Origin of the sequence: Bacteroides sp. 1_1_14 (assembly GCF_000162515.1) — a bacterium.
Classification (GTDB): domain Bacteria; phylum Bacteroidota; class Bacteroidia; order Bacteroidales; family Bacteroidaceae; genus Bacteroides; species Bacteroides thetaiotaomicron.
Genome location: NZ_GG774710.1, coordinates 271,292 through 293,312, shown reverse-complemented (window position 1 = coordinate 293,312; position 22,021 = coordinate 271,292). Strand labels below are relative to the sequence as shown.

18 protein-coding genes and 2 pseudogenes are annotated in these 22,021 nt (G+C 42.8%); 9 read left to right on the top strand and 11 right to left on the bottom strand.

The features are described from left to right. Positions 1-5: 5 nt before the first annotated feature. Both HMPREF9007_RS26510 and HMPREF9007_RS04235 read right to left on the bottom strand, forming a co-directional pair. Positions 6-119, bottom strand: a pseudogene (locus HMPREF9007_RS26510) (transcriptional regulator); the annotation flags it as partial. Between the two features lie 350 nt (positions 120-469). Continuing rightward, complete coding sequence (locus HMPREF9007_RS04235; protein ID WP_008763180.1) at positions 470-1,426, bottom strand: tyrosine-type DNA invertase cluster 3b; 957 nt, start codon at positions 1,424-1,426, stop codon at positions 470-472. 87 nt (positions 1,427-1,513) lie between these two features. Here HMPREF9007_RS04235 and HMPREF9007_RS27855 point away from each other — a divergent pair, with 87 nt between their 5' ends. From HMPREF9007_RS27855 to HMPREF9007_RS04250, 4 genes are all read left to right on the top strand, one after another. Next, entirely contained in the window at positions 1,514-1,696 is a 183-nt protein-coding gene (locus HMPREF9007_RS27855; RefSeq protein WP_277754704.1) for a DUF4119 family protein, read from the top strand. Continuing rightward, the gene (locus HMPREF9007_RS04240; protein WP_277754703.1) at positions 1,632-1,913 is read left to right on the top strand and encodes a DUF4119 family protein; all 282 of its coding nucleotides are present in this window, start codon (positions 1,632-1,634) and stop codon (positions 1,911-1,913) included. Before HMPREF9007_RS27855 ends, HMPREF9007_RS04240 begins: the two co-directional genes overlap by 65 nt. 227 nt (positions 1,914-2,140) lie before the next feature. After that, positions 2,141-2,506, top strand: a complete 366-nt coding sequence (locus tag HMPREF9007_RS04245; RefSeq protein ID WP_032850677.1) for an SH3 beta-barrel fold-containing protein — start codon at positions 2,141-2,143, stop codon at positions 2,504-2,506. Between the two features lie 26 nt (positions 2,507-2,532). Continuing rightward, positions 2,533-3,318: a DUF4373 domain-containing protein gene (locus tag HMPREF9007_RS04250; RefSeq protein WP_008763177.1), complete on the top strand. Its 786-nt coding sequence runs from the start codon at positions 2,533-2,535 to the stop codon at positions 3,316-3,318. A gap of 95 nt (positions 3,319-3,413) precedes the next feature. Here HMPREF9007_RS04250 and HMPREF9007_RS04255 read toward each other — a convergent pair whose 3' ends face one another. Next, positions 3,414-4,865: a DUF3078 domain-containing protein gene (locus tag HMPREF9007_RS04255; protein ID WP_022471433.1), complete on the bottom strand. Its 1,452-nt coding sequence runs from the start codon at positions 4,863-4,865 to the stop codon at positions 3,414-3,416. A 184-nt stretch (positions 4,866-5,049) separates the two neighbouring features. On the opposite strand from HMPREF9007_RS04255, the gene HMPREF9007_RS04260 reads away from it, so the two are divergent. The 4 genes from HMPREF9007_RS04260 to HMPREF9007_RS04275 all read left to right on the top strand — a co-directional run bounded on the left by HMPREF9007_RS04260 (position 5,050) and on the right by HMPREF9007_RS04275 (position 12,146). Beyond that, positions 5,050-6,663 carry a CTP synthase gene (locus HMPREF9007_RS04260; protein WP_008763175.1) on the top strand — a complete coding sequence of 538 codons (1,614 nt, stop codon included), beginning with the start codon at positions 5,050-5,052 and terminating at the stop codon, positions 6,661-6,663. Between the two features lie 62 nt (positions 6,664-6,725). Next, a complete protein-coding gene (gene yidC / locus HMPREF9007_RS04265) occupies positions 6,726-8,582 on the top strand; it encodes a membrane protein insertase YidC (RefSeq protein WP_008763174.1) in 1,857 nt (618 codons plus the stop codon). 85 nt (positions 8,583-8,667) lie between these two features. Next, the gene (gene bexA / locus HMPREF9007_RS04270; RefSeq protein ID WP_008763173.1) at positions 8,668-9,999 is read left to right on the top strand and encodes a multidrug efflux MATE transporter BexA; all 1,332 of its coding nucleotides are present in this window, start codon (positions 8,668-8,670) and stop codon (positions 9,997-9,999) included. Between the two features lie 47 nt (positions 10,000-10,046). Further along, on the top strand, positions 10,047-12,146 hold the full coding sequence (locus tag HMPREF9007_RS04275; RefSeq protein WP_008763172.1) for a S9 family peptidase: 2,100 nt from the start codon (positions 10,047-10,049) through the stop codon (positions 12,144-12,146). 145 nt (positions 12,147-12,291) lie between these two features. On the opposite strand, the gene HMPREF9007_RS04280 is transcribed toward HMPREF9007_RS04275, so the two are convergent. The 5 genes and pseudogenes from HMPREF9007_RS04280 to HMPREF9007_RS04300 form a co-directional block, all read right to left on the bottom strand. After that, positions 12,292-12,996 carry a hypothetical protein gene (locus tag HMPREF9007_RS04280; protein ID WP_195577402.1) on the bottom strand — a complete coding sequence of 235 codons (705 nt, stop codon included), beginning with the start codon at positions 12,994-12,996 and terminating at the stop codon, positions 12,292-12,294. A 103-nt stretch (positions 12,997-13,099) separates the two neighbouring features. Next, positions 13,100-13,609 (bottom strand): flavin reductase, encoded by a 510-nt coding sequence (locus HMPREF9007_RS04285; RefSeq protein ID WP_008763170.1) that lies wholly within the window; start codon positions 13,607-13,609, stop codon positions 13,100-13,102. A gap of 19 nt (positions 13,610-13,628) precedes the next feature. Continuing rightward, positions 13,629-14,628 (bottom strand): annotated as a pseudogene (locus HMPREF9007_RS04290) (MBL fold metallo-hydrolase). A gap of 153 nt (positions 14,629-14,781) precedes the next feature. Continuing rightward, positions 14,782-15,864, bottom strand: a complete 1,083-nt coding sequence (locus HMPREF9007_RS04295) for a PspC domain-containing protein (protein ID WP_008763168.1) — start codon at positions 15,862-15,864, stop codon at positions 14,782-14,784. Between the two features lie 32 nt (positions 15,865-15,896). Further along, positions 15,897-16,223: a PadR family transcriptional regulator gene (locus HMPREF9007_RS04300; protein WP_032813353.1), complete on the bottom strand. Its 327-nt coding sequence runs from the start codon at positions 16,221-16,223 to the stop codon at positions 15,897-15,899. A 167-nt stretch (positions 16,224-16,390) separates the two neighbouring features. Here HMPREF9007_RS04300 and HMPREF9007_RS04305 point away from each other — a divergent pair, with 167 nt between their 5' ends. Further along, complete coding sequence (locus HMPREF9007_RS04305) at positions 16,391-16,888, top strand: GNAT family N-acetyltransferase (protein ID WP_008763166.1); 498 nt, start codon at positions 16,391-16,393, stop codon at positions 16,886-16,888. Positions 16,889-16,978: 90 nt separating this feature from the next. On the opposite strand, the gene HMPREF9007_RS04310 is transcribed toward HMPREF9007_RS04305, so the two are convergent. The 3 genes from HMPREF9007_RS04310 to uvrA form a co-directional block, all read right to left on the bottom strand. Then, positions 16,979-18,493, bottom strand: coding sequence for a peptide MFS transporter (locus HMPREF9007_RS04310; protein WP_008763165.1), 1,515 nt, complete (start codon positions 18,491-18,493; stop codon positions 16,979-16,981). Between the two features lie 75 nt (positions 18,494-18,568). Further along, positions 18,569-19,048, bottom strand: a complete 480-nt coding sequence (gene ybaK, locus HMPREF9007_RS04315) for a Cys-tRNA(Pro) deacylase (RefSeq protein ID WP_008763164.1) — start codon at positions 19,046-19,048, stop codon at positions 18,569-18,571. Between the two features lie 42 nt (positions 19,049-19,090). After that, the gene (gene uvrA, locus HMPREF9007_RS04320; protein ID WP_032813763.1) at positions 19,091-21,916 is read right to left on the bottom strand and encodes an excinuclease ABC subunit UvrA; all 2,826 of its coding nucleotides are present in this window, start codon (positions 21,914-21,916) and stop codon (positions 19,091-19,093) included. Positions 21,917-22,021 lie beyond the last annotated feature (105 nt).

The following is a 22,021-nucleotide window of genomic DNA, read 5'->3' as shown; positions in this document are numbered from 1 at the left end:
CCTTACTTTTCATGATGCATACGAACTAATGCAACATACCAGCGTTTTGAGTGTGCTACGCCTTCCCCTGTCCCATAAATAGGCCCAGCATTTAGTGATTTCTCTTTTGTTAAAATCATACTTTTTTTACCCCATGTTTTTCCGTTACTTCTTAGGTAACGGATTTAAATTTGACGCAAAGATAGACAAAAACACATGTATTAAACAAATAAAACCTACTTTTTTTCGATTTAACCCTGAATTTGAAAAAAAAATGTATCTGAACATGAAAAAGGCCTATTTTCATGCTTAGGAATTTATATGCCCAATTTTCCTAAGAATCTCTACTTTCTCTAAAGCCAAGATGCTCTCAACCCTCATTAGTCGGTACTTTTCGACTTTTTCCTTCCGATTTATTATGAAGTGTACTTTTCCGTTACCTAAGAAGTAACACACCAGCATCAGTACTGATTATCAATTTTTTAACCATTCAAATTCGACCTAAAGGGCAAGTCTTCACGTAATGCCAATTCTTACGATTTACCTCTGTACGCTCTTTCAACTCAAACCCCTTCAGATAAATTTGTGTCGTCTTTATAGACTTATGCCCTAAAGATTCACTGATCATTTCAATTGGAACTCCACGGAACTTGGCAGTAGTTGCCCAAGAATGGCGAATCGTGTAAGAAGTTACCGGAGAAGTCAGGTGCAAAGCCCTCGCCAAACTTTTCAAATGATTATTAAACCGGCGAAGTGCAGACTGATATTCACGATAAGCACGTTCATCCTTACGTTTCTTATCACCGGAAAGGATACTGAAAAGGTAATCGGGGCAACCCGGACGCGACGACTGGGAATTGCGAAGCTGATTCATCATTTCCTTAGCTGTATCCAAAACTTCCACACTCATTGGAGTTCTGGTTTTAATTCGATTATATCGGATCACATTACAATCTAAAGCCGACTTTTCCAAATGAGCTAAATCGGCAAAAGACATCCCACAGAATTGAAACATCAAAGCAGCAATCGATTGTGTGCGCCGCAAACAATCCGTCTTGGGATCTTCGTAAAGAAGCCGTCGGAGTTCACTCACCGGAAGAGCCCTTTTCTGACGGATATCCACTCCTGTATACACATCACGGAACAGACCATGTACATAGGGCGCACTACCCAACTCTACCCCACGGTTATAGATACTGCGAAGCATACGCATATACGTTGATACCGTATTCGGTTTTAAGCCCGAATCATACAGATGTTCCCCGTAACGACGCAATCGGTCACGAGTGACTTGCCTGAAAGATACACTGGCATTACCACAAAATTTATTAAAAGAGAAAAGAGCATTTTGATAGACATGTGCCGTAGAAAAACGACCTTCTTTTCGTAAAAGGCCGATGTATAGTTCCCCACATCGGCTAAATCCATTTTTATTCATTATTTGCATCACTAGTTATTTTATATACAATTATAGGGCGAAAATTTGGAATTTCCATCTTAATGCCATTTATTAATTTTATTTAAATCAAAAGAAATGACAACGACAAAAAAATGCCTGAAAAATGCAACTGGCACACAAAAGAAGAGAAGTCTTGAAACTGATTATCAGGATGATGACGAAATTATTGACATCGAAGAGGTCAGAAAAAGAAATGGCATCACAGGTGAAAAAAAAACACTATTTCATTGCCTGTCTTCGCACTTATTACGAAGATGACGAGTTTAATTCCTACGTAAAATCTTTAACAGGACTAGCCAAGTACATTGCAGACTGGAGAATCTTTTACGTAAACACACATCATGGATATAGATTAATGAAATTCAGGAGTATACTCAGCGAAATTAGCAGTTTAAGCAAAGGAATCGGAATAATTTCGAAGCACGAAAAAGAAGAGAAAGAACAATACAAATCAAAGTATCACAGTAGAAAATAGCAAGAATAATTGGAGCGAAAAAATACAACTTATACTTTTGCCCCCGTTTTTTAGATAAAGAAATGAACGAACTATCCGGCAGAAATTATAGTGTCACTATAACAGCAAGATAGTGTCACTATCCCGGCAGGATAGTGTAACTATCATCGCACGATAGTGTAAGCATCCTACAGATAGTTCCGCCTTTTCTTTAAATATAACTATTTTACTAACAAATTTATAATGTAATGACAAAAGAAAAACGGCTGATAGCCACTAACAAAACAGAAGAAGAAAAAGATCGATTAACAGAAGTATGGAAAAAACGTATCGTATCAGAGAAAGGTTATTCGGAAACGATCGCAGAACGAATAGCCGAAAAAGTGAAATCACTGGCAGACTACATGCAATATGGCCATGCCATCATCGCATATTACAGACAGAACGGTAGTTTTCAGTTAGTTACAGGCACTCTCATTTCTTATTCCAAAGACTTTCACCACTCTTATGACATGAAGCAGGTACACAGTACCTTCATATTCTGGTGCATGGAAGAGAAAGGATGGAGAACCTTTCAGATTGAGAATTTTCTCGATTGGAAACCAATTGTATAAACTTAAAAACAAACAATAAGACTGATATGAGCACAACTTATTTAAGCGTAGACTATTTCCCGCTTACCGTAAACTTTTTCGACAGAGATGCCATTGAACTGGCTGAAGCCAAATATGGTATCAGAGTGGATGGAGCTGTATGCAAACTTCTATGTAAAATATTCAAAGAAGGATATTACATCCCATGGGGTGAGGAACAATCGTTGATTTTTGCCCGCAAACTGGGAGGAGAACTGAAAGGAAAAGAGATAGACGGAATCATTCAAATTTTGCTTGACAAAGGATTCTTTGACAAAGAAAGCTATGAGAAGTTTCAGATATTGACTTCCCTTGAAATTCAGCACATCTGGATAGATGCTACCTGCCGCAGGAAAAGAAAGTTAGAAGATTTGCCCTATCTGTTAGTCAATGACACTCAAAAACAGGAAAAGGAAAATAATACAAAGGATGCAAACAATTCGTCAGTACAAGGTGAATTGAAACTGGAAAATGAGAACATTTCACCCGAAATTGCTGACATTTCCGGACAAAGTAAAGGAGAGAAAAGGAAAGCAGAAGAGGAAGAAGACAATACGGCTTCGCCTTCGCTCGAAATCCCCGGTTATGCCTACAACAAGAGTACGCACAACGTCAAAGGACTTCTGGACAGCCTGGCACAACATGGAGTAACAAACAAGAAAGAAATTACAGCTATTCTCAAACTGTCGGATTACGGAAAGAAGGGGACGCAGATATGGATCACGCTGTCTACCACCAAGTGGGGAAAGATTGATAATCCGGGAAGGTATATCATTTCAACGTTGAGGACATAGAGATAAAATAAGGCACGAATTACACGAATTAACACGGTTTTTAGTTACTCAATTCCTGAAACCGTGAAATCTGTGTAATCCGTGCCTAAAAAAAATTACCACTTATAGTTAATACCGAAGCTCAGCAATTCCTTCAGCTGAAAAAAGCTGCCATTTTCAACGGTTGGTTTTGAACTGTCGTCAAAACGGGCGTGTACGTAAAGTTTAGTAGAAAGATAGCGGTTCAAAACAAAGTTGAATGTATTCTCCCACTCCACACGCACCCATTCGTAATTGGTCAGATAGTTCAGACGGGATTCCAGTGAAACAGCCGAAATGATTTTCCAGTTGAACGTTGACTGCAACTGAGAACCGAAGTCGTTTTTAGAGCATTTGCCTTTCTCCAGACCGAACTTGGTTTCATCTACTTCCGAATTGTCGATATATCGCAAGTTATAAGTCAGCGGACCGATGAAAACAGAAAGATTGAATTTCTGCTTATTCAATTTGTAGTCCATACCGATACTGACTGCCAAATCCGCCGGAGACAGGAATGCGGAAACAAGTTCTTCGCTATTGGCTTTGTAACCGTGGCAGAACTGAGTCTTAAACTCGGAAGAAATAGTATAGTACCAGTTCTTTAACGCTCTCAATCCTAACTTATTGTACAAACGGAACTGGTCGGTATTAATCAGGTAATCATGGAATTTATCCGATGGTGTGGATGTCATACCCAGTTTAGCCTCCAATTGATTTTCGAAAAGGACTTTCTCATTATCATTGTAATTGGCATAAAGCTGCAAGGTAGCCAGACCGGCAAAGTTACTTTCTCCTCCCTTGTACCAGTTCTCAGAAAGGTGGTTCTGGCTGATTTGCAAAGAACCGTTACCTCCGGTAACCCACCAGTTAGGACGGCTGATTTTCATTTTTGCCTTGCCCACATCGTTGCTCATTTCTTCCGGCTGGAAAAGATGGACAACAGATGCCTTCGGAGAAATCTTCGGTTTCACATCCCTACGAAAGACATCACGGCTCATGATACGGTTTTCCGTGGTGACAACCAGTTCCGGATGATTGAGATAAAGAGCCATCAGTGCTTTATTGACCGATTGATTGGCACGCTCGGACTTCGTATATGCCAAAGTATCATAAGGAAGAAGTTCCGCTGTCAACTTATTCAAGTTGTCGGGCAAAGAGTCAAACTGTACCGGTTTCCAATCCACCTTTGAATACTGCGCCATCGGAGCATAATAATAGGCTAACGGAGTAAACAGACGAAAATAGTCAGGATCGGACGGAATATAACGTTCCGGTACAGACGGGTCATTCAGATAGTCCAACTGACCGATATACTTATTATATAAGATTGATACAGTGTCCAATTTAGGAGTTTCTCCGGACAGATTCAATTTAAGCATTAAATACTTCTGAAGTTCTGACGAAAGCGTGTCTGCCTTCACAATTTTCGCTTTTGCCACTACGGTAGAAGGTTGAGTGGCGGTCTGTGCTGAAAGCGATAAAGATAAAGTCGAGGTAAAAACTACGAATGATAATAACTCTCTTCTCATAATATTCCTAATTTGGTGCAAATCTACATTATTTTGTTTAGAAAACATAGGAATCTTTCAAAATTGCATTTTTTAATAAAATTGTAGAGGGGAAAGTCTGCATTCTTCCCCTTTTTTTTATAATTTTGCGCTTTTTAAGTTCGTAAGAAACTACTAAGTAAAAATAATTAAAACAGTTATAGCTGTGGGAGAAACAAAGTATATTTTCGTCACCGGTGGTGTTGCCTCTTCTTTAGGAAAAGGGATCATCTCATCCTCCATCGGTAAATTGCTGCAAGCAAGAGGTTACAATGTAACCATCCAGAAGTTTGACCCGTATATCAACATCGACCCGGGAACATTGAATCCTTATGAGCATGGAGAATGCTATGTGACCGTAGACGGCCATGAAGCCGATCTTGACCTGGGACACTACGAACGTTTCCTGGGTATTCAGACTACAAAGGCTAACAACATCACTACGGGACGTATCTACAAAAGTGTTATTGACAAAGAACGTCGCGGAGACTATCTGGGTAAAACGATCCAGGTGATTCCTCATATCACGGATGAAATCAAACGGAACGTAAAATTGCTCGGTAACAAATACAAGTTCGATTTTGTAATTACCGAAATCGGTGGTACGGTAGGTGATATCGAATCACTCCCCTACCTCGAAAGTATCCGCCAGTTGAAATGGGAGTTGGGTAAGAACGCTCTTTGCGTACACCTGACATATGTGCCTTATCTTGCCGCTGCCGGAGAGCTGAAAACCAAACCGACACAGCATTCTGTCAAGGAACTCCAGAGCGTAGGTATTCAGCCGGACGTATTGGTGCTTCGTGCCGAACACCCGCTGAGCGACGGACTCCGCAAAAAAGTAGCTCAATTCTGTAATGTGGATGACAAGGCTGTCGTGCAGTCTATCGACGCAGAAACAATTTATGAAGTACCTCTCCTGATGCAGGCACAGGGACTGGACAGCACAATCCTTGAAAAGATGGGGCTGCCCGTAGGAGAAACTCCGGGACTAGGTCCGTGGCGTAAATTCCTGGAACGCCGTCATGCTGCTGAAACGAAAGAACCCATCAACATCGCATTGGTAGGTAAATATGACTTGCAGGATGCTTACAAGTCAATCCGTGAAGCATTGTCACAGGCAGGTACTTACAACGACCGCAAAGTGGAGGTTCACTTTGTGAACAGCGAAAAACTGACAGATGAGAACGTAGCCGAAGCCTTGAAAGGCATGGCAGGCGTGATGATCGGTCCGGGATTCGGTCAGCGTGGTATCGACGGTAAGTTCGTTGCCATCAAATATACACGTACACATGATATACCGACCTTCGGTATCTGTCTGGGTATGCAATGTATCGCTATCGAATTTGCCCGCAACGTATTGGGATATGCCGATGCCGACTCACGCGAAATGGATGAAAAGACTCCGCACAACGTGATCGACATCATGGAGGAACAGAAAGCGATCACCAATATGGGAGGTACGATGCGTCTGGGCGCTTACGAATGTGTGCTTCAGAAAGGATCGAAAGCATACCTTGCTTACGGCGAAGAACATATTCAGGAACGTCACCGCCATCGCTATGAGTTCAACAATGACTATAAGGCTCAATACGAAGCTGCCGGTATGAAATGCGTGGGTATCAACCCCGAATCGGATCTGGTGGAAATCGTTGAGATCCCGGCACTGAAGTGGTTTATCGGCACTCAGTTCCATCCGGAATACAGCAGTACGGTATTGAACCCGCATCCGTTGTTTGTGGCTTTCGTGAAGGCAGCCATCGAGAACGAGAAGAATTGACAATTGACAGTTGGCAATTGACAATTTATTATTCAAAAATTTATAATTCATAATTAATAGGAATGGATAAAAACACCATTACAGGTCTCGTTTTAATAGGTATATTATTGGTAGGATTCAGTTATCTGAGCCGTCCAAGCGAGGAGCAGATAGCTGCGCAGAAGAAATACTACGATTCTATTGCCGTGGTGCAACAGCAGCAGGAAGCGCTGAAAGCAAAAACAGAAGCCGCACTCGCCAATGAAAACAAAGGTGCAGCGGCGGCAGCAGATTCTTCTGCCCTGTTTTTCAACGCGATGCATGGAACTGATTCCAAAGTAAGCATCCAGAACAGCGTAGCGGAAATCACTTTCACTACGAAAGGCGGACGGGTATATTCGGCTATGCTGAAAGAATACAAAGGACAGGACAAGACAAACCCTGTCGTACTGTTCGACGGTGATGATGCTACCATGAGTTTCAACTTCTACAACAAGCAAGGAGCCATCCAGACAAAGGACTATTACTTCGAAGCTGTCAATAAGACAGACAGCAGCGTAACTATGCGTCTGGCTGCGGACAACGCCAGCTACATCGATTTTATCTATACGCTGAAACCGAACAGCTACCTGATGAACTTTGAAATCAAAGCAACAGGCATGGAAGGCAAACTGGCCAGTACGGAGTATGTAGACATCGACTGGACACAGCGTGCACGCCAGCTGGAAAAGGGATTCACTTACGAAAACCGCCTCTCAGAGCTGACTTATAAGGTAAAAGGTGACAATGTAGATAATCTGTCGGCTGCCAAGGATGACGAAAAGGATCTGGGCAATACAGCGATAGACTGGGTAGCATTCAAAAACCAGTTCTTCTCTTCTGTATTCATTGCAGACCAGGACTTCAACAAGGTTTCTGTGAAGTCAAGAATGGAACAACAAGGAAGCGGATATATCAAGGATTATTCTGCAGAAATGAGTACCTTCTTCGATCCGAGCGGAAAACAACCGACAGAAATGTACTTCTACTTTGGCCCGAACCACTTCAAGACCTTGAAGGCACTGGACAAAGGACGTACAGAGAAATGGGAACTTAACAGACTGGTATATCTGGGCTGGCCGTTAATCCGCTGGATCAACCAGTTTATCACGATCAACGTATTCGACTGGCTGTCGGGCTGGGGCTTGAGCATGGGTATCGTACTGTTGATTCTGACAATCATGGTGAAGGTGGTAGTTTACCCTGCTACCTGGAAAACATACATGTCTTCTGCCAAGATGCGTGTATTGAAACCGAAAATCGACGAGATCAACAAGAAGTATCCGAAGCAGGAAGATGCGATGAAGAAACAGCAGGAGGTGATGAGCCTTTACAGCCAGTATGGCGTGAGCCCGATGGGCGGTTGTCTGCCAATGTTATTGCAGTTCCCGATCTTGATGGCATTGTTCATGTTCGTACCGAGCGCTATCGAGTTACGTCAGCAGAGCTTCTTGTGGGCGGACGACTTGTCCACTTACGACGCGTTCATCACATTCCCGTTCCATATCCCGTTCCTGGGCAACCATCTCAGCTTGTTCTGCTTGCTGATGACGGTAACCAACATCTTGAACACAAAGTATACAATGACGATGCAGGATACAGGAGCACAACCGCAAATGGCCGCGATGAAATGGATGATGTATCTGATGCCGATTATGTTCCTGTTCGTACTGAACGATTATCCTTCGGGATTGAACTATTATTATTTCGTGTCAACACTGATTAGTGTAGGAACCATGATTTTGTTGCGTAAAACTACAGACGAAACAAAATTACTGGCTATTCTGGAAGCTAAGAAAAAAGACCCGAAACAAATGAAAAAGACCGGATTTGCTGCACGCCTGGAAGCTATGCAAAAGCAACAGGAACAGTTACAGCAGCAAAAACAGAATAAACGATAAGAAATTATCCGAAGATATATTCTGAGAAAGCCGGGCAACCGAAAGGGGTTTGTCCGGCTTTCTTTCTCTAAAAAACAAACTTAATATGAAGACAAAATATACTTATAAACAAATCTGGACGATCGCCTACCCTATTCTGATCAGCCTGATTATGGAGCAGCTGATCGGCATGACGGACACGGCCTTTCTTGGACGTGTCGGGGAAATTGAATTAGGGGCATCCGCCATCGCCGGGGTTTACTACCTGGCTATTTTCATGATGGCATTCGGATTCAGCGTAGGAGCACAGATATTGATCGCCCGTCGCAACGGGGAAGAAAACTACAAGGAAATCGGACCGATTTTCTATCAGGGGATTTATTTCCTGGTAGTGGTTGCTGCGATTCTGTTTACACTTTCCATCGTATTCTCGCCATTTATTTTAAAGAATATCATTTCGTCCCCTCACATTTATGATGCAGCGGAAAGTTATATTCATTGGCGGGTGTACGGGTTCTTTTTCTCATTTGTCGGAGTGATGTTCCGTGCCTTCTTTGTCGGTACGACACAGACCAAGACGCTGACGCTGAACTCCATCGTGATGGTGCTTTCTAACGTGGTATTCAACTATATCCTGATTTTCGGTAAGTTCGGTTTCCCGCAACTGGGCATTGCCGGTGCAGCCATCGGTTCATCCCTGGCTGAACTGGTATCGGTGATTTTCTTTATCATCTATACCTGGAAGCGGATTGACTGCAAGAAGTATGCGCTGAATATCCTGCCGAAATTCCAAAGCCGGACATTGAAGCGGATTCTCAATGTCTCCGTGTGGACAATGATTCAAAACTTCGTTTCTTTATCTACCTGGTTTATGTTCTTCCTGTTCGTGGAACACCTGGGAGAACGGTCATTGGCTATCGCGAACATTATCCGGAATGTGTCGGGTATCCCGTTTATGATCGCCATGGCTTTTGCTGCAACCTGCGGATCTCTGGTCAGCAACCTTATCGGTGCGGGCGAAAAAGATTGTGTACGGGGAACCATCAATCAGCACATCCGTATCGGATATGTGTTCGTACTGCCGATATTGATATTCTTCTGTCTGTTTCCCGACCTGATTCTGCGCATATACACGGATATGCCCGATTTGAGGGATGCGTCCATCCCTTCTTTATGGGTATTATGCGCAGCCTACGTAGTGCTGGTACCAGCCAATGTGTATTTCCAGTCGGTATCGGGAACAGGTAACACACGCACGGCACTGGCCATGGAACTTTGTGTACTGACAATTTATGTAGCTTACGCTACTTATTTTATTCTTTACCTTAAAATGGACATTGCGTTTGCCTGGACAACAGAAAGTGTGTATGGAATCTTTATCCTCCTCTTCTGCTACTGGTATATGAAGAAAGGAAACTGGCAGAAAAAGCAGATTTAAATCCTTTTTTCATTATCTTCGCAAGAAAATAAACATTTTTATAAAATATGAGACAAGCAAATCTATTTATGATGTCGGCAGCAATGTTGTTAGCTGCCTGCGGCGGAACAAAAGACGCGGGCAAAACGGATCAGGTGCTTATCGAAAAATCCGATATTAAGATCGAAGGGAAGCGTATGACGCCTGAAGCCCTTTGGGCAATGGGACGTATCGGAGGACTGGCGGTATCGCCCGACGGAAAGAAAATTGCGTATACAGTAGCATACTACAGTGTACCGGAGAACAAGAGTAATCGCGAAGTTTTCGTCATGAACGCGGACGGCAGCGATAACCGGCAAATCACCCGCACTCCTTATCAGGAGAATGAGGTGACCTGGATAAAAGGAGGAACGAAGCTGGCTTTCCTGAGCAACGACAACGGAAGCAGCCAACTATACGAAATGAATCCGGACGGTAGCGGCCGTAAACAACTGACCAACTACGACGGTGACATCGAGGGTTATTCTATCTCACCGGACGGCAAGAAACTGCTGTTCATCTCGCAAGTGAAAACCAAAGAAAGCACTGCCGATAAATATCCGGATCTGCCGAAAGCTACAGGTATTATTGTCACCGACCTGATGTATAAGCACTGGGATGAATGGGTGACAACTGCTCCGCATCCTTTCGTGGCAGACTTTGACGGTAACGGTATTTCCAATATCGTGGATATACTGGAAGGAGAACCATACGAAAGTCCGATGAAACCTTGGGGCGGCATTGAGCAACTGGCATGGAATACGACTTCGGACAAAGTGGCTTATACCTGTCGCAAGAAAACAGGGCTGGAATATGCTGTTTCTACCAATTCGGATATTTATGTGTATGATCTGAATACAAAGAAAACGGATAATATCACCGAAGAAAACAAGGGGTATGACACCAATCCGCAATACTCTCCGGATGGCAAGTACATTGCATGGCAAAGCATGGAGCGCGATGGATACGAAGCTGATCTGAACCGTTTGTTTATCATGAATCTGGAAACCGGAGAGAAGCGTTTTGTCAGCAAAGCATTTGAGTCTAATGTGGATGCGTTTGTCTGGGGCAACGATGCCAAGACCATCTATTTTACAGGTGTATGGCACGGAGAAACTCAGATTTATTCTCTTGACCTGACGAATGATTCTGTAAAGGCGATTACTTCGGGTATGTATGATTATGAAGGGGTAGCACTCTTCGGTGACAAACTGATTGCTAAACGCCACTCAATGAGTATGGGTGATGAGATCTATGCGGTAGCATTGGATGGTTCTGCCACTCAACTGACACAGGAGAACAAGGAGATTTATGATCAGCTGGAAATGGGTAAGGTAGAAGGTCGCTGGATGAAAACGACGGATGGCAAGGATATGTTGACATGGGTGATCTATCCTCCCCAGTTCGATCCGAACAAGAAATATCCGACATTGCTGTTCTGTGAAGGTGGCCCTCAAAGTCCGGTAAGCCAGTTCTGGTCTTATCGCTGGAACTTCCAGATTATGGCTGCCAACGACTATATCATCGTAGCCCCGAACCGTCGCGGATTACCGGGATTCGGAGTGGAATGGAACGAACAGATCAGTGGTGATTATGGTGGTCAGTGTATGAAAGACTATTTCACTGCTATCGACGAGATGGCAAAAGAATCGTATGTAGATAAAGATCGTCTGGGATGTGTGGGCGCTAGTTTCGGAGGATTCTCCGTATATTGGTTAGCCGGTCATCACGACAAACGTTTCAAGGCATTTATCGCTCATGACGGAATCTTCAATATGGAAATGCAGTATCTGGAAACAGAAGAGAAATGGTTTGCCAACTGGGATATGGGCGGCGCGTACTGGGAAAAACAGAATCCGATAGCACAACGTACTTTCGCCAACTCCCCTCACCTCTTCGTGGAAAAATGGGATACTCCGATTCTCTGTATTCATGGAGAAAAAGATTTCCGTATTTTGGCTAATCAGGCTATGGCTGCATTTGATGCCGCTGTAATGCGTGGTGTACCTGCAGAGTTGCTAATTTATCCGGATGAGAACCACTGGGTACTGAAACCGCAGAATGGTGTCTTGTGGCAACGCACTTTCTTTGAGTGGCTGGATAAGTGGCTGAAGGCTCCTGCAAAATAAATCTTTGATATAAGACAAATAATGAAGGCTCTGTTCTCAAATCAAATTGAGTTCAGAGCCTTCTGCATTACATCTAAAATCCGCTAGACTTTACTCATGATATATATTTTCGATTGCTACTATATACTTAGATAAGGTCTATGATTCAATCTAGACCTGTTTCATAATCCTTTTCAAATAGCTCAATCGGAGCCTCCATTAAAACAGTTTTTTCAGCACCTTTTTCGTCTGATAAATCAATTAATCCCATTTTTTGCTCCCTTAATTGTTCTCCAGTCCATCTGCCTTTTAAATGGTATTCTTCCCCTTTATTTACGGCCTTCAGTACCAAATAAAAAGTTAAGGTACATCGATATCCACATTCTTGTTTTGTTAACTCATAAGTTGAATAGGGAGGTATCTCATACTTTACATTTCCAATAGAACGTGATCCATTCTTTACTTTTAATGTTTCTCCAAAAATCAACGGAGTCTTCGCACCCGTTCCGTCTATAAAAAGCTTACCTCCAGCATCAATGAAAGGAACAGGAATCTTCAAATCCGCCAAATTTTCAGCATTAACAGGCAAAGAACCTTCAGTCAATACAAATAAAGAGTTCTCTTCCTCTTCCACATCCCATGCATATATCATTGGAAGAGGTTCATCTTTATTATTTACTTTATGCTGCAAGACTACAACAGGATATTCAACCCGCTCTACTACATCCGTTTCCTCCTGCACAAACTTATAGGAAACAACCTCTAATATCGCCGGAGCATTGGATGGAGAAGAAGACACATCATCCGAATCACTACTACAAGCTGCGAGTGCAGCACAGATACCTGCAAGAAAGAACATTTTTGTTTTCATAACGCTTAGTTTTAGTTGTGTTACAATAGTTTAGTTTAGGGCAAATGTATAATATTTATATCACTTATCAAAGCTTTACCGATAAAAAATAAAAAAGGGAGAATTAATCTCCCTCCCAAATATTTTCGATTTCTACTATATACATTTTATGAAAACCTCCATGAGTATCGTCATACCATTTTTCCAAGGACTCTTTATCCAGGAAACATTCAGGTTTAATGTTATCCGCATACAGTTTTCTTCCTTCCAGACTCAGGCGGGCCTGTTCGAAAAGCACATTCCCCTGTTCTGTGAAGACCGGCTTTAACCCGGTTGCTTTCACCTTATCCGTATCACGACCGGACTTTGAGCCACAAATCGCATGAATCTTCTTATTTGCTTCGCCCAAAAAAGAAAGTGTCAGATAATCACTTTTCTCGATGAACTCATACGTATATCGTTCGGGGCGGACAAAAACAAAAGCAACGGGCTTATTCCAAAGCCAGCCAATGCCACCCCAGCTGGCAGTCATTGTATTGAATTTCTCTTTGGTGCCGGCAGTAACCAACATCCATTCTTTGCCAATCGCCTCAAAGAAATTTTCTTTCAGGTCTTTTACTTCTAACTTCTTCATCTCTCAGTTTATTTTATAATTACTTTCTTTTACTCAGTTTTACGATTTCTCCCAGATAAGGGATTTCCACACGAATCTTTCTTTTCTTTGCTTCTGCCGCAAATACTTTAGGCGGATCATGCAAGGGTTCATCAGACAAATCAAATGTACCGTAGTGCATCGGAATGGTTATTCCTGCATGCATCTCTTCTGAGGCAGTCAGTGATTCATAAGGGGAAATATGATTGGGACGCATGAACCAACGGGGTTTATATGCACCGATACCCAACAAGGCATAGTCCGGAGCTCCAAACAGATCCGGGATTTCCCTAAAATGGGTAGAATACCCTGTGTCTCCGCTATAATAGAGAGAAATACCATTCCCCTGCAGCATGAAAGCTCCCCACAATCGCTGCCCTCCATCACGTACGGAGCGTTTGCTCCAATGCTGTGCCGGCAAGAAAGTTATTTTCAGCCCTTCATCTTCCAGTTGCTGATACCAGCCGGCCTCGATCACTCTCATTTCCGGAAACCAGCTCTTTATCAGTTCTCCGGTTCCCAAACCGCAAAACAGTTTCATCTGCGGATTATTATTCAGCAAACGGGTGATACTTTGCTTGTCCAGATGGTCAAAATGGTCATGACTGATAAGCAGGTAATCAATTTCTGTAAAAATGTCGGGATTGGCAGGAAACTCACTCTGTCTTTTCACAAAAGGGATGTTTCCGAAAACCGGATCGAACATGATTCTTTTGCCTGCCAACTGAAGGAAGAAGGAATTATGGCCCAGCCATATTAAAGAATCTCCCACCACAGCATCCAGCGAACGAAGATAACAGACTTTTGGGTCCCACTTCACCGTTTTCTTTTCTTTCCGCTGAGGATTGGGGGACAACCGCCATTTCAACACACTTCCCATACCGGGGCGGAAACGGTGCTGCCTGTTAAAAAAAACGTCCGCGTACCATCGGATTTCCTCTCCAATAAGGATTGACGGTAGCCAAACGTTCGTTTCTCCTGAAACATATATGTTCACCCATTTTCTTTATCTATTGAATAAGTCCTCACAAACTTAATTAAAAATCTCGATTTACAAAGAGGGACAAACAAAAAATGTACCCCGGACACACTATCGGGGCACATTTCTCAGAAAAAGAATAAATATTATTCTTTTTTAATAGAACGATCTTACATTAAAAGCAATGCAGTCCATACAACGGCAGCTGCCATCCGAGAGCTGACAAATTGATAATCACGATGACCAGTCCCAATACCCATAGGATAAACAGAGACCATTTCAAGCCGGTCCCCATCGGTGACCAATGAAACAACTGACGCATTATAGTGTACAGAAAAGCTCCTAATGGAATGGCAATGAGTGCAATTCCTGAAATGGTGCCAAGCAATGTCATCACAGGAGATATGGTAGCTATGGGCGTCCAGTCAATAGCCGGAAGCATTTCATAAAGCAGAGCTCCACCGCCAACAAGCGCAGCAATCACCGCAAACACAAGAGCTACTATCACCACAGCGAGCACGAACAATACCGGACAGCAAATGATGACAAGAGCTACCAGGAATATCTTAAGAATGATAGCGGCGATCGTGACAAATACATCTCCTACTTTTTGCAGAAAGGTACGCGGTTTATCCGAGTTCACAAAGTTATTGACCCCGTCGGCCACCCGTTCAAATCCGTCCGTCACCGTTTTGCCTATATTTTCTATGGTTACCGCTTCGCCACGCATACTCAGCTTCTCTGCTGCCGTACGTGCTTCGGGAATGATAATCCATCCTATAATATAAAGGATAATCATCGGGCAATAGGGAACAAACAATAATACGATCATCAGGATACGCACCAACGTGATATCCCAGTCAAAATAAGCTGCCAGCCCGGAAGCTACTCCTCCAAGCAACTTATTATCCGGATCACGGAACAGGCGACGGGCTGTAGTGGTCCGTGTATATCCCTGACCGGAAGAAGCTGTCTGTTCCTTCTTATGCGGTTCGGATTCGTCGTCAGATACACCAAAATCTTCCGGTTTGCCTACCCGGGCAATTATTTCTTCCACATCGGCAATAGTAATGACTTGCTTCCCTGCGGACACTTTCTCGGCAAACAGCTCGGCAATACGAATCTCGATATCATTCACAATCTCTTCCGCCCCCTCCTGTTTGCGAAAAAAATGTTTCAGGTTGGACAGATAATCGTCCAGCAAACGATAGGCATCATCATCTATATGATAGACAGTTCCTCCCAAATTTACAGTCAATGTTTTTTCATTATTATTTCTTCTTTATCGAATTATCTACTAGCAATATGATTCACGGTTTCGTTCAGTTCCTTCCAGGATATCTCAAGCTCGCCTAAAAAAGCCTCTCCTTTTTCTGTGAGCTTATAGTACTTGCGAGGAGGTCCCTGCGTGGATTCTACCCATTCATAACTCAACAAATCGTCATTCTTCAAACGTGTCAGCAATGGATATAAGGTACCTTCCACTACAATCAGCTGCGCCTCTTTCAACTTCTGAATAATATCAGAAGCATAAGCCGGCTCTTTGTGCAGTAAAAGCATGATGCAATACTCCAACATGCCTTTTCTCATCTGAGATTTTACATTGTCTACATTCATTGTTATTTTTCTTTTTGACAGGACAAATATATGCATTACTTTAGTACCTTGCATTACAAAGTACTATAATTTAATAATAATTAAATCATTAAGAAGTTTTCTCCTTATTATAAAAAGAAATAATAGCTATATTTGCAGCTCATAAAACCACAAAAAAGAAAATACGTATGTTTACTATTCGAAAAGCAAGGATAGATGATTGCGGTCTGATCAACCAAATGGCCGGTGAAGTATTTCCCGCCACTTACCAAGAAATCTTATCTCCCGGACAACTGGACTATATGATGGACTGGATGTACTCTCCCGAAAATATCCGGAAACAAATGGAAGAAGAAGGTCATGTTTATTTTATCGCATATGAAGGAGATGAGCCCTGTGGCTATGTCTCCGTACAGCAACAGGAAGAGAATGTATTCCATCTGCAGAAAATCTATGTCCTCCCCCATTTTCAAGGCGCACACTACGGTAGTTTTTTATTCAGAGAGGCTGTCAGATATATCAAGGAGGTGCATCCGGAACCTTGCTTAATGGAGCTTAACGTGAACCGTAACAACAAGGCTTTACTGTTCTATGAACGGATGGGTATGAGAAAATTGCGGGAAGGGGATTTTCCGATTGGCAACGGGTACTATATGAATGATTATATCATGGGACTGGATATCTGAAAAGTAAGGTAACCATATACAAAATGCCCCGGAACAGATTGTTACTCAATCAATGTTCCGGGGCATTCGTTTATTTATTACCAAGCGGGCTTATTTCGCTACGCGTTCCAGCCATTTCAGCATGAAGATCATGGTAAACATTGAAATAGTACAAGCTACCACAAATACTGTCCATGTCATCCAGATAGGAATGGATTCATACAAAATAGCACCGATCACCAACAGCTGATTGCCAAGTGCAGTCGCACCTAACCAGCCTCCCTGCATAATACCCTGGTATTTCGGAGGAGCTACTTTAGACACAAATGAAATTCCCAACGGAGAAATATACAATTCAGCTACCGTCAAAATCAGATAAGTCAGCATCAACAAGAACGGAGTCACTTTCACCGGTGAAGTTCCTACAGCGATAATGTCCTTGTGCAAAGGCAGATTGGCAAAATAAGAACCGACAGCCATTACGATAAAGGCCAATGCGGCAATACCCATACCAATTGCAATCTTCTTAGGAGTAGAAGGCTCTTTTCCACGTCTGCGCTGGCTGGCAAAGATTGCCATAATCACAGGAGTCAGGAAAACAACAAAGAACGGATTCAACGACTGGAACAACTCAGCGGAAATAGGCATACCAAACAAGTTAAGGTCAGTGTATTCCTTTGCAAAGTATGTCAAAGTCAAACCATTCTGATGGAAAGAGAACCAGAAGAAGATAACAACTCCGAACACTGCGAACAGGGCATACATACGTTGTTTCACTTCCTGAATACTCATTTCTACAGTAGCCGAAGATGCTGAAGATGCAACGGCTTTCTTGCTGGGATCGGGGAAGTTTCTCTTATTCAGCAAATAGATAGTCAAAGAAATGACCATAGCAATGATAGCCACTCCAAATGCATAATGGAAACCTGTAGTAAAGACGTTCAGGTAATCGGATGCAAAAGCTGTATAATCCTGTGCCGGAGCGTTGGAAGCTTTCTCTACCAACGTATGATAAGTTTCAGTAGCTTCGGGCGACAGAGTACCAGCCAAATGACCGTGACATAATGCAGGAAGATCAGCATCGTAATTATAACCGAAAGTAGACAACCACCAGTTACGTACACCTACTGCTGCAAACGGAGCAAAGATTGCACCGATATTAATGAACATATAAAACAAGGAGAAACCGGAGTCACGCATGCTGGCATATTGAGGATTATCGTACATCTGCCCTACCAGAGCTTGCAGATTTCCTTTAAATAATCCGTTACCAAATGCAATCACAAACAAGCTGGCGCAAGTAATGACCAGATAAAAGGTCTGATTGTCTACAGGAGTCTTGGATGGAATAGCCAACAACAAGTATCCCACTGCCATCAGCACAATTCCCGTGAAAATAGTTCCTTTGTAGTTTCGTGTCTTATCGGCGATAATACCTCCAACCAAAGCAAGAATGTAAATGGAAAAATAGAAAGTTGAATAAATAAATCCCGCTTCTTTTCCATTCATTCCAAACTTAGCTTGCAAGAAAAGCACGAGGATCGCCATCATTGTATAGAAGCCAAAGCGTTCACCTAGATTGGCTAAAGCGGCTGCTATCAGTCCTTTAGGGTGTTTGTCAAACATAGATATAAATTTATTAATTAATGATTGATAATTTTTCTAATGACATATATTCTGCAAATATATACTTTTTTGGATTTATTCCTCAAATAAACGGCAAATTTCTGCCCTCGATTCGCGGATTAAATCACCCGGCGCAAGCTTTATCTGCAGCCCCCGTACACCGGCACTTACATAAATATACGGAAATTGCCGGCAGGTTTCATGAATATAAGTAGGAAAATGTTTCTTCATGCCAATAGGCGAACAGCCGCCCCGGATATATCCCGTCAGCGGAAGAAGTTCTTTCACCGGTATCAGATCACACTTTTTATTGCCGGAAGCCTTTGCTGCCAGCTTCAGATCGACTTCGTGCTCACCCGGAATGACGCAAACAAAATAACCGCTTTTGTCACCGTGAAGAACCAGTGTCTTAAATACCTGTTCTATATTCTCGCCTAAGCTGGCAGCTACATGAATGGCACTCAGATCGTTTTCGTCAACTTCATAAGGAATCAGTTCATACGCTATTTTAGCTTTATCCAGCAAACGCGCCGCATTCGTTTTATTGATTTTCATCTTGTTGTTTCTTTTTAGTAAACCGACACTTATACTTCAATATTAAAGTCCTAATTCCTCGCGAAGAAACTTAGGAGTATAACCTTTCTGGCTCTTCGCAACCTCTTCCGGTGTTCCGTAGCTAAGGAGTACTCCCCCGCCCTTACCACCTTCAGGTCCCATGTCTATGATATAATCCGCCATCTTGATAACGTCCAGGTTATGTTCGATTACAATGACGGTATTACCTTTGTCCACCAGCTTATTAAGTACCCCCATCAATACACGGATATCCTCAAAGTGAAGTCCGGTAGTCGGTTCATCGAGAATGTAAAGTGTTTTACCGGTATCTCGCTTGGACAATTCTGTTGCTAGTTTCACACGCTGGCTCTCTCCACCGGAAAGGGTAGTAGATGACTGCCCTAATTTAATATAGCCCAAACCGACATCCTGCAAGACTTTTATCTTATTCAGAATCTGCGGCACATTCTCAAAGAATTCGACAGCACGGTTTATAGTCATATCAAGCACATCAGCAATAGACTTTCCTTTGAAACGTACTTCAAGCGTTTCGCGATTATACCGCTTGCCGTGGCAAACCTCACAAGGCACATACACATCCGGCAAGAAGTTCATTTCAATCGTCTTGTATCCATTTCCGGTACAGGCTTCACAACGACCGCCCGATACATTAAAAGAGAAGCGTCCGGGCTTGTAACCGCGAATCTTAGCTTCCGGAAGGCTTACGAACAAGTTACGGATATCGGAAAATACACCTGTATAAGTGGCCGGATTGGAACGGGGGGTACGACCAATCGGAGATTGATCCACGTCCACTACCTTATCTATGTTTTCCAGTCCCTCTATAGAATCGTATTCCAAAGGATCCTGCAAAGAGCGATAGAATTTCTGTGAAAGAATCGGCTGCAAAGTCTCATTAATTAACGTCGATTTACCACTTCCGGATACTCCGGTCACACAAATCAACTTCCCTAACGGAAATTCAACATCTACATTTTTCAGATTATTTCCCTTCGCTCCTTTCAGCCAGATAGATTTTCCATTTCCTTTTCTTCGCTTGGCGGGTACTTCTATTTTCATCTCTCCGTTCAGATACTGCGAAGTCATCGTTTCGGTTTGAAGCATTTCTGACGGGGTTCCCGAGAAGACTACCTCCCCACCCAGACGACCGGCTTTAGGCCCCATATCAATCACATAATCGGCAGCCAGCATCATATCTTTATCGTGTTCAACAACGATAACCGAGTTTCCCATATCACGAAGCTCTTTCAACGAGCGGATCAAACGCAGATTGTCACGCTGGTGCAACCCGATACTCGGTTCATCCAGAATATAAAGCACATTCACCAATTGCGAGCCGATCTGTGTAGCCAGACGAATACGCTGACTTTCACCACCGGACAGGCTGACCGAGCTACGGTTCAATGCCAAATAATCCAATCCTACATCCAACAAGAATTTCAAACGCGTACGAATTTCTTTCAGAATCTCGGCTGCGATTTTCTTTTGTTTATCGGACAGAAATTGATCTACGTTCATCAACCAGTCATATAGCTCATTGATGTCCATATTGGCCAAGTCATTGATGTTCTTGTCATGAATACGGAAGTGCAATGCTTCTTTATTCAACCGGGCACCTTTACATTCCGGACAAACAGTGGTACGGGCAAACTGCTCCGCCCACTTCTGCGCGGTAGCAGAAGCATCCTTTTCCTGAAGCATCTGGATATATTTTACGACTCCTTCATAGGTTACAAAGTAATCAGAAGAAGTTCCTATCAGCGAACTCTTGATCTTGATCCGGTCATCCGAACCATATAATATTTCTTCAACCGCATCATCCGACAATTCCTTCACCGGAGTTTTTAAAGTGGCTTCATACTTCTCCAGCAAAGCACCGATCTGCCAGAAAATCATGGCATTCTTGTATTTTCCCAAAGGTGCTATCGCTCCTTCATAGATGGAAAGTTCACGGTCGGGAATCACTTTATCGACATCAATCTGATTGACCACGCCTAATCCTTTACATTTCGGGCACGCTCCCTGCGGAGAGTTGAACGAGAAGTTATGAGGAGCCGGTTCCCGATAAGACAGTCCGGTAACCGGACACATCAGGCGTTTACTGTAATGACGGACACTTTCTGTCTGCGCATCAAGAATCATCAATAAACCATCACCTTGGCGCATAGCAGTTGCCACGCTCTGTTTCAGGCGTTTATCATCTTTCTCGGCTACTATCAGTTTATCAATGACTACCTCAATATCATGATTCTTGTAACGGTCGAGTTTCATGCCGTGCGTCACTTCACGCAGTTCGCCGTCTATCCGTACATAGAGATATCCTTTCTTTCGCACCTGTTCGAAGAGTTCTTTGTAATGTCCCTTACGCGAACGAACCAAGGGTGCGAGCAAGTATATTTTCTTTCCTTTATAATCTTTCAGGATTAAATCCAGAATCTGTTCTTCCGTATATTTCACCATCTCCTCTCCTGACAGGTACGAATAAGCAATACCTGCACGGGCATAGAGCAGACGAAGATAATCGTATATTTCCGTTGTTGTTCCCACGGTAGAACGGGGATTTTTATTCGTAGTTTTCTGTTCGATAGAGATAACCGGACTCAGCCCTGTTATTTTATCGACATCCGGACGTTCCAGATTCCCCAAAAAGTTGCGGGCATAGGCCGAAAAAGTCTCGATATAGCGGCGCTGTCCCTCGGCAAATATCGTATCGAAAGCCAAGGAAGATTTACCACTACCACTCAATCCGGTAATCACTGTCAAACTGTTACGGGGAATTTCAGCATCAATATCTTTCAAATTGTGCACACGGGCACCATACACATTAATATATTCTGTTTCTTGCATATTCATATCCTTCATAAACGGTACAAAATTAATGTTTCCGACTGAAATATGCTCCTAAAAAAGCACAATATTATTTTCTTAACTCAAATCTTATGAAGATATAGG

Excerpts from the sequence above, each read along its gene's own strand:
- HMPREF9007_RS04300 (WP_032813353.1), bottom strand. The coding sequence starts at position 16,223 with ATGAATGTAGACAATGTAAAATCTCAGATGAGAAAAGGCATGTTGGAG.
- uvrA (WP_032813763.1), bottom strand. The coding sequence starts at position 21,916 with ATGCAAGAAACAGAATATATTAATGTGTATGGTGCCCGTGTGCACAAT.
- yidC (WP_008763174.1), top strand. The coding sequence starts at position 6,726 with ATGGATAAAAACACCATTACAGGTCTCGTTTTAATAGGTATATTATTG.
- HMPREF9007_RS04235 (WP_008763180.1), bottom strand. The coding sequence starts at position 1,426 with ATGCAAATAATGAATAAAAATGGATTTAGCCGATGTGGGGAACTATAC.
- HMPREF9007_RS04275 (WP_008763172.1), top strand. The coding sequence starts at position 10,047 with ATGAGACAAGCAAATCTATTTATGATGTCGGCAGCAATGTTGTTAGCT.
- ybaK (WP_008763164.1), bottom strand. The coding sequence starts at position 19,048 with ATGAAAATCAATAAAACGAATGCGGCGCGTTTGCTGGATAAAGCTAAA.
- HMPREF9007_RS04285 (WP_008763170.1), bottom strand. The coding sequence starts at position 13,609 with ATGAAGAAGTTAGAAGTAAAAGACCTGAAAGAAAATTTCTTTGAGGCG.
- HMPREF9007_RS04255 (WP_022471433.1), bottom strand. The coding sequence starts at position 4,865 with ATGAGAAGAGAGTTATTATCATTCGTAGTTTTTACCTCGACTTTATCT.
- HMPREF9007_RS04280 (WP_195577402.1), bottom strand. The coding sequence starts at position 12,996 with ATGAAAACAAAAATGTTCTTTCTTGCAGGTATCTGTGCTGCACTCGCA.
- HMPREF9007_RS04310 (WP_008763165.1), bottom strand. The coding sequence starts at position 18,493 with ATGTTTGACAAACACCCTAAAGGACTGATAGCAGCCGCTTTAGCCAAT.
- bexA (WP_008763173.1), top strand. The coding sequence starts at position 8,668 with ATGAAGACAAAATATACTTATAAACAAATCTGGACGATCGCCTACCCT.
- HMPREF9007_RS04305 (WP_008763166.1), top strand. The coding sequence starts at position 16,391 with ATGTTTACTATTCGAAAAGCAAGGATAGATGATTGCGGTCTGATCAAC.
- HMPREF9007_RS04240 (WP_277754703.1), top strand. The coding sequence starts at position 1,632 with ATGGCATCACAGGTGAAAAAAAAACACTATTTCATTGCCTGTCTTCGC.
- HMPREF9007_RS04245 (WP_032850677.1), top strand. The coding sequence starts at position 2,141 with ATGACAAAAGAAAAACGGCTGATAGCCACTAACAAAACAGAAGAAGAA.
- HMPREF9007_RS04250 (WP_008763177.1), top strand. The coding sequence starts at position 2,533 with ATGAGCACAACTTATTTAAGCGTAGACTATTTCCCGCTTACCGTAAAC.
- HMPREF9007_RS27855 (WP_277754704.1), top strand. The coding sequence starts at position 1,514 with ATGACAACGACAAAAAAATGCCTGAAAAATGCAACTGGCACACAAAAG.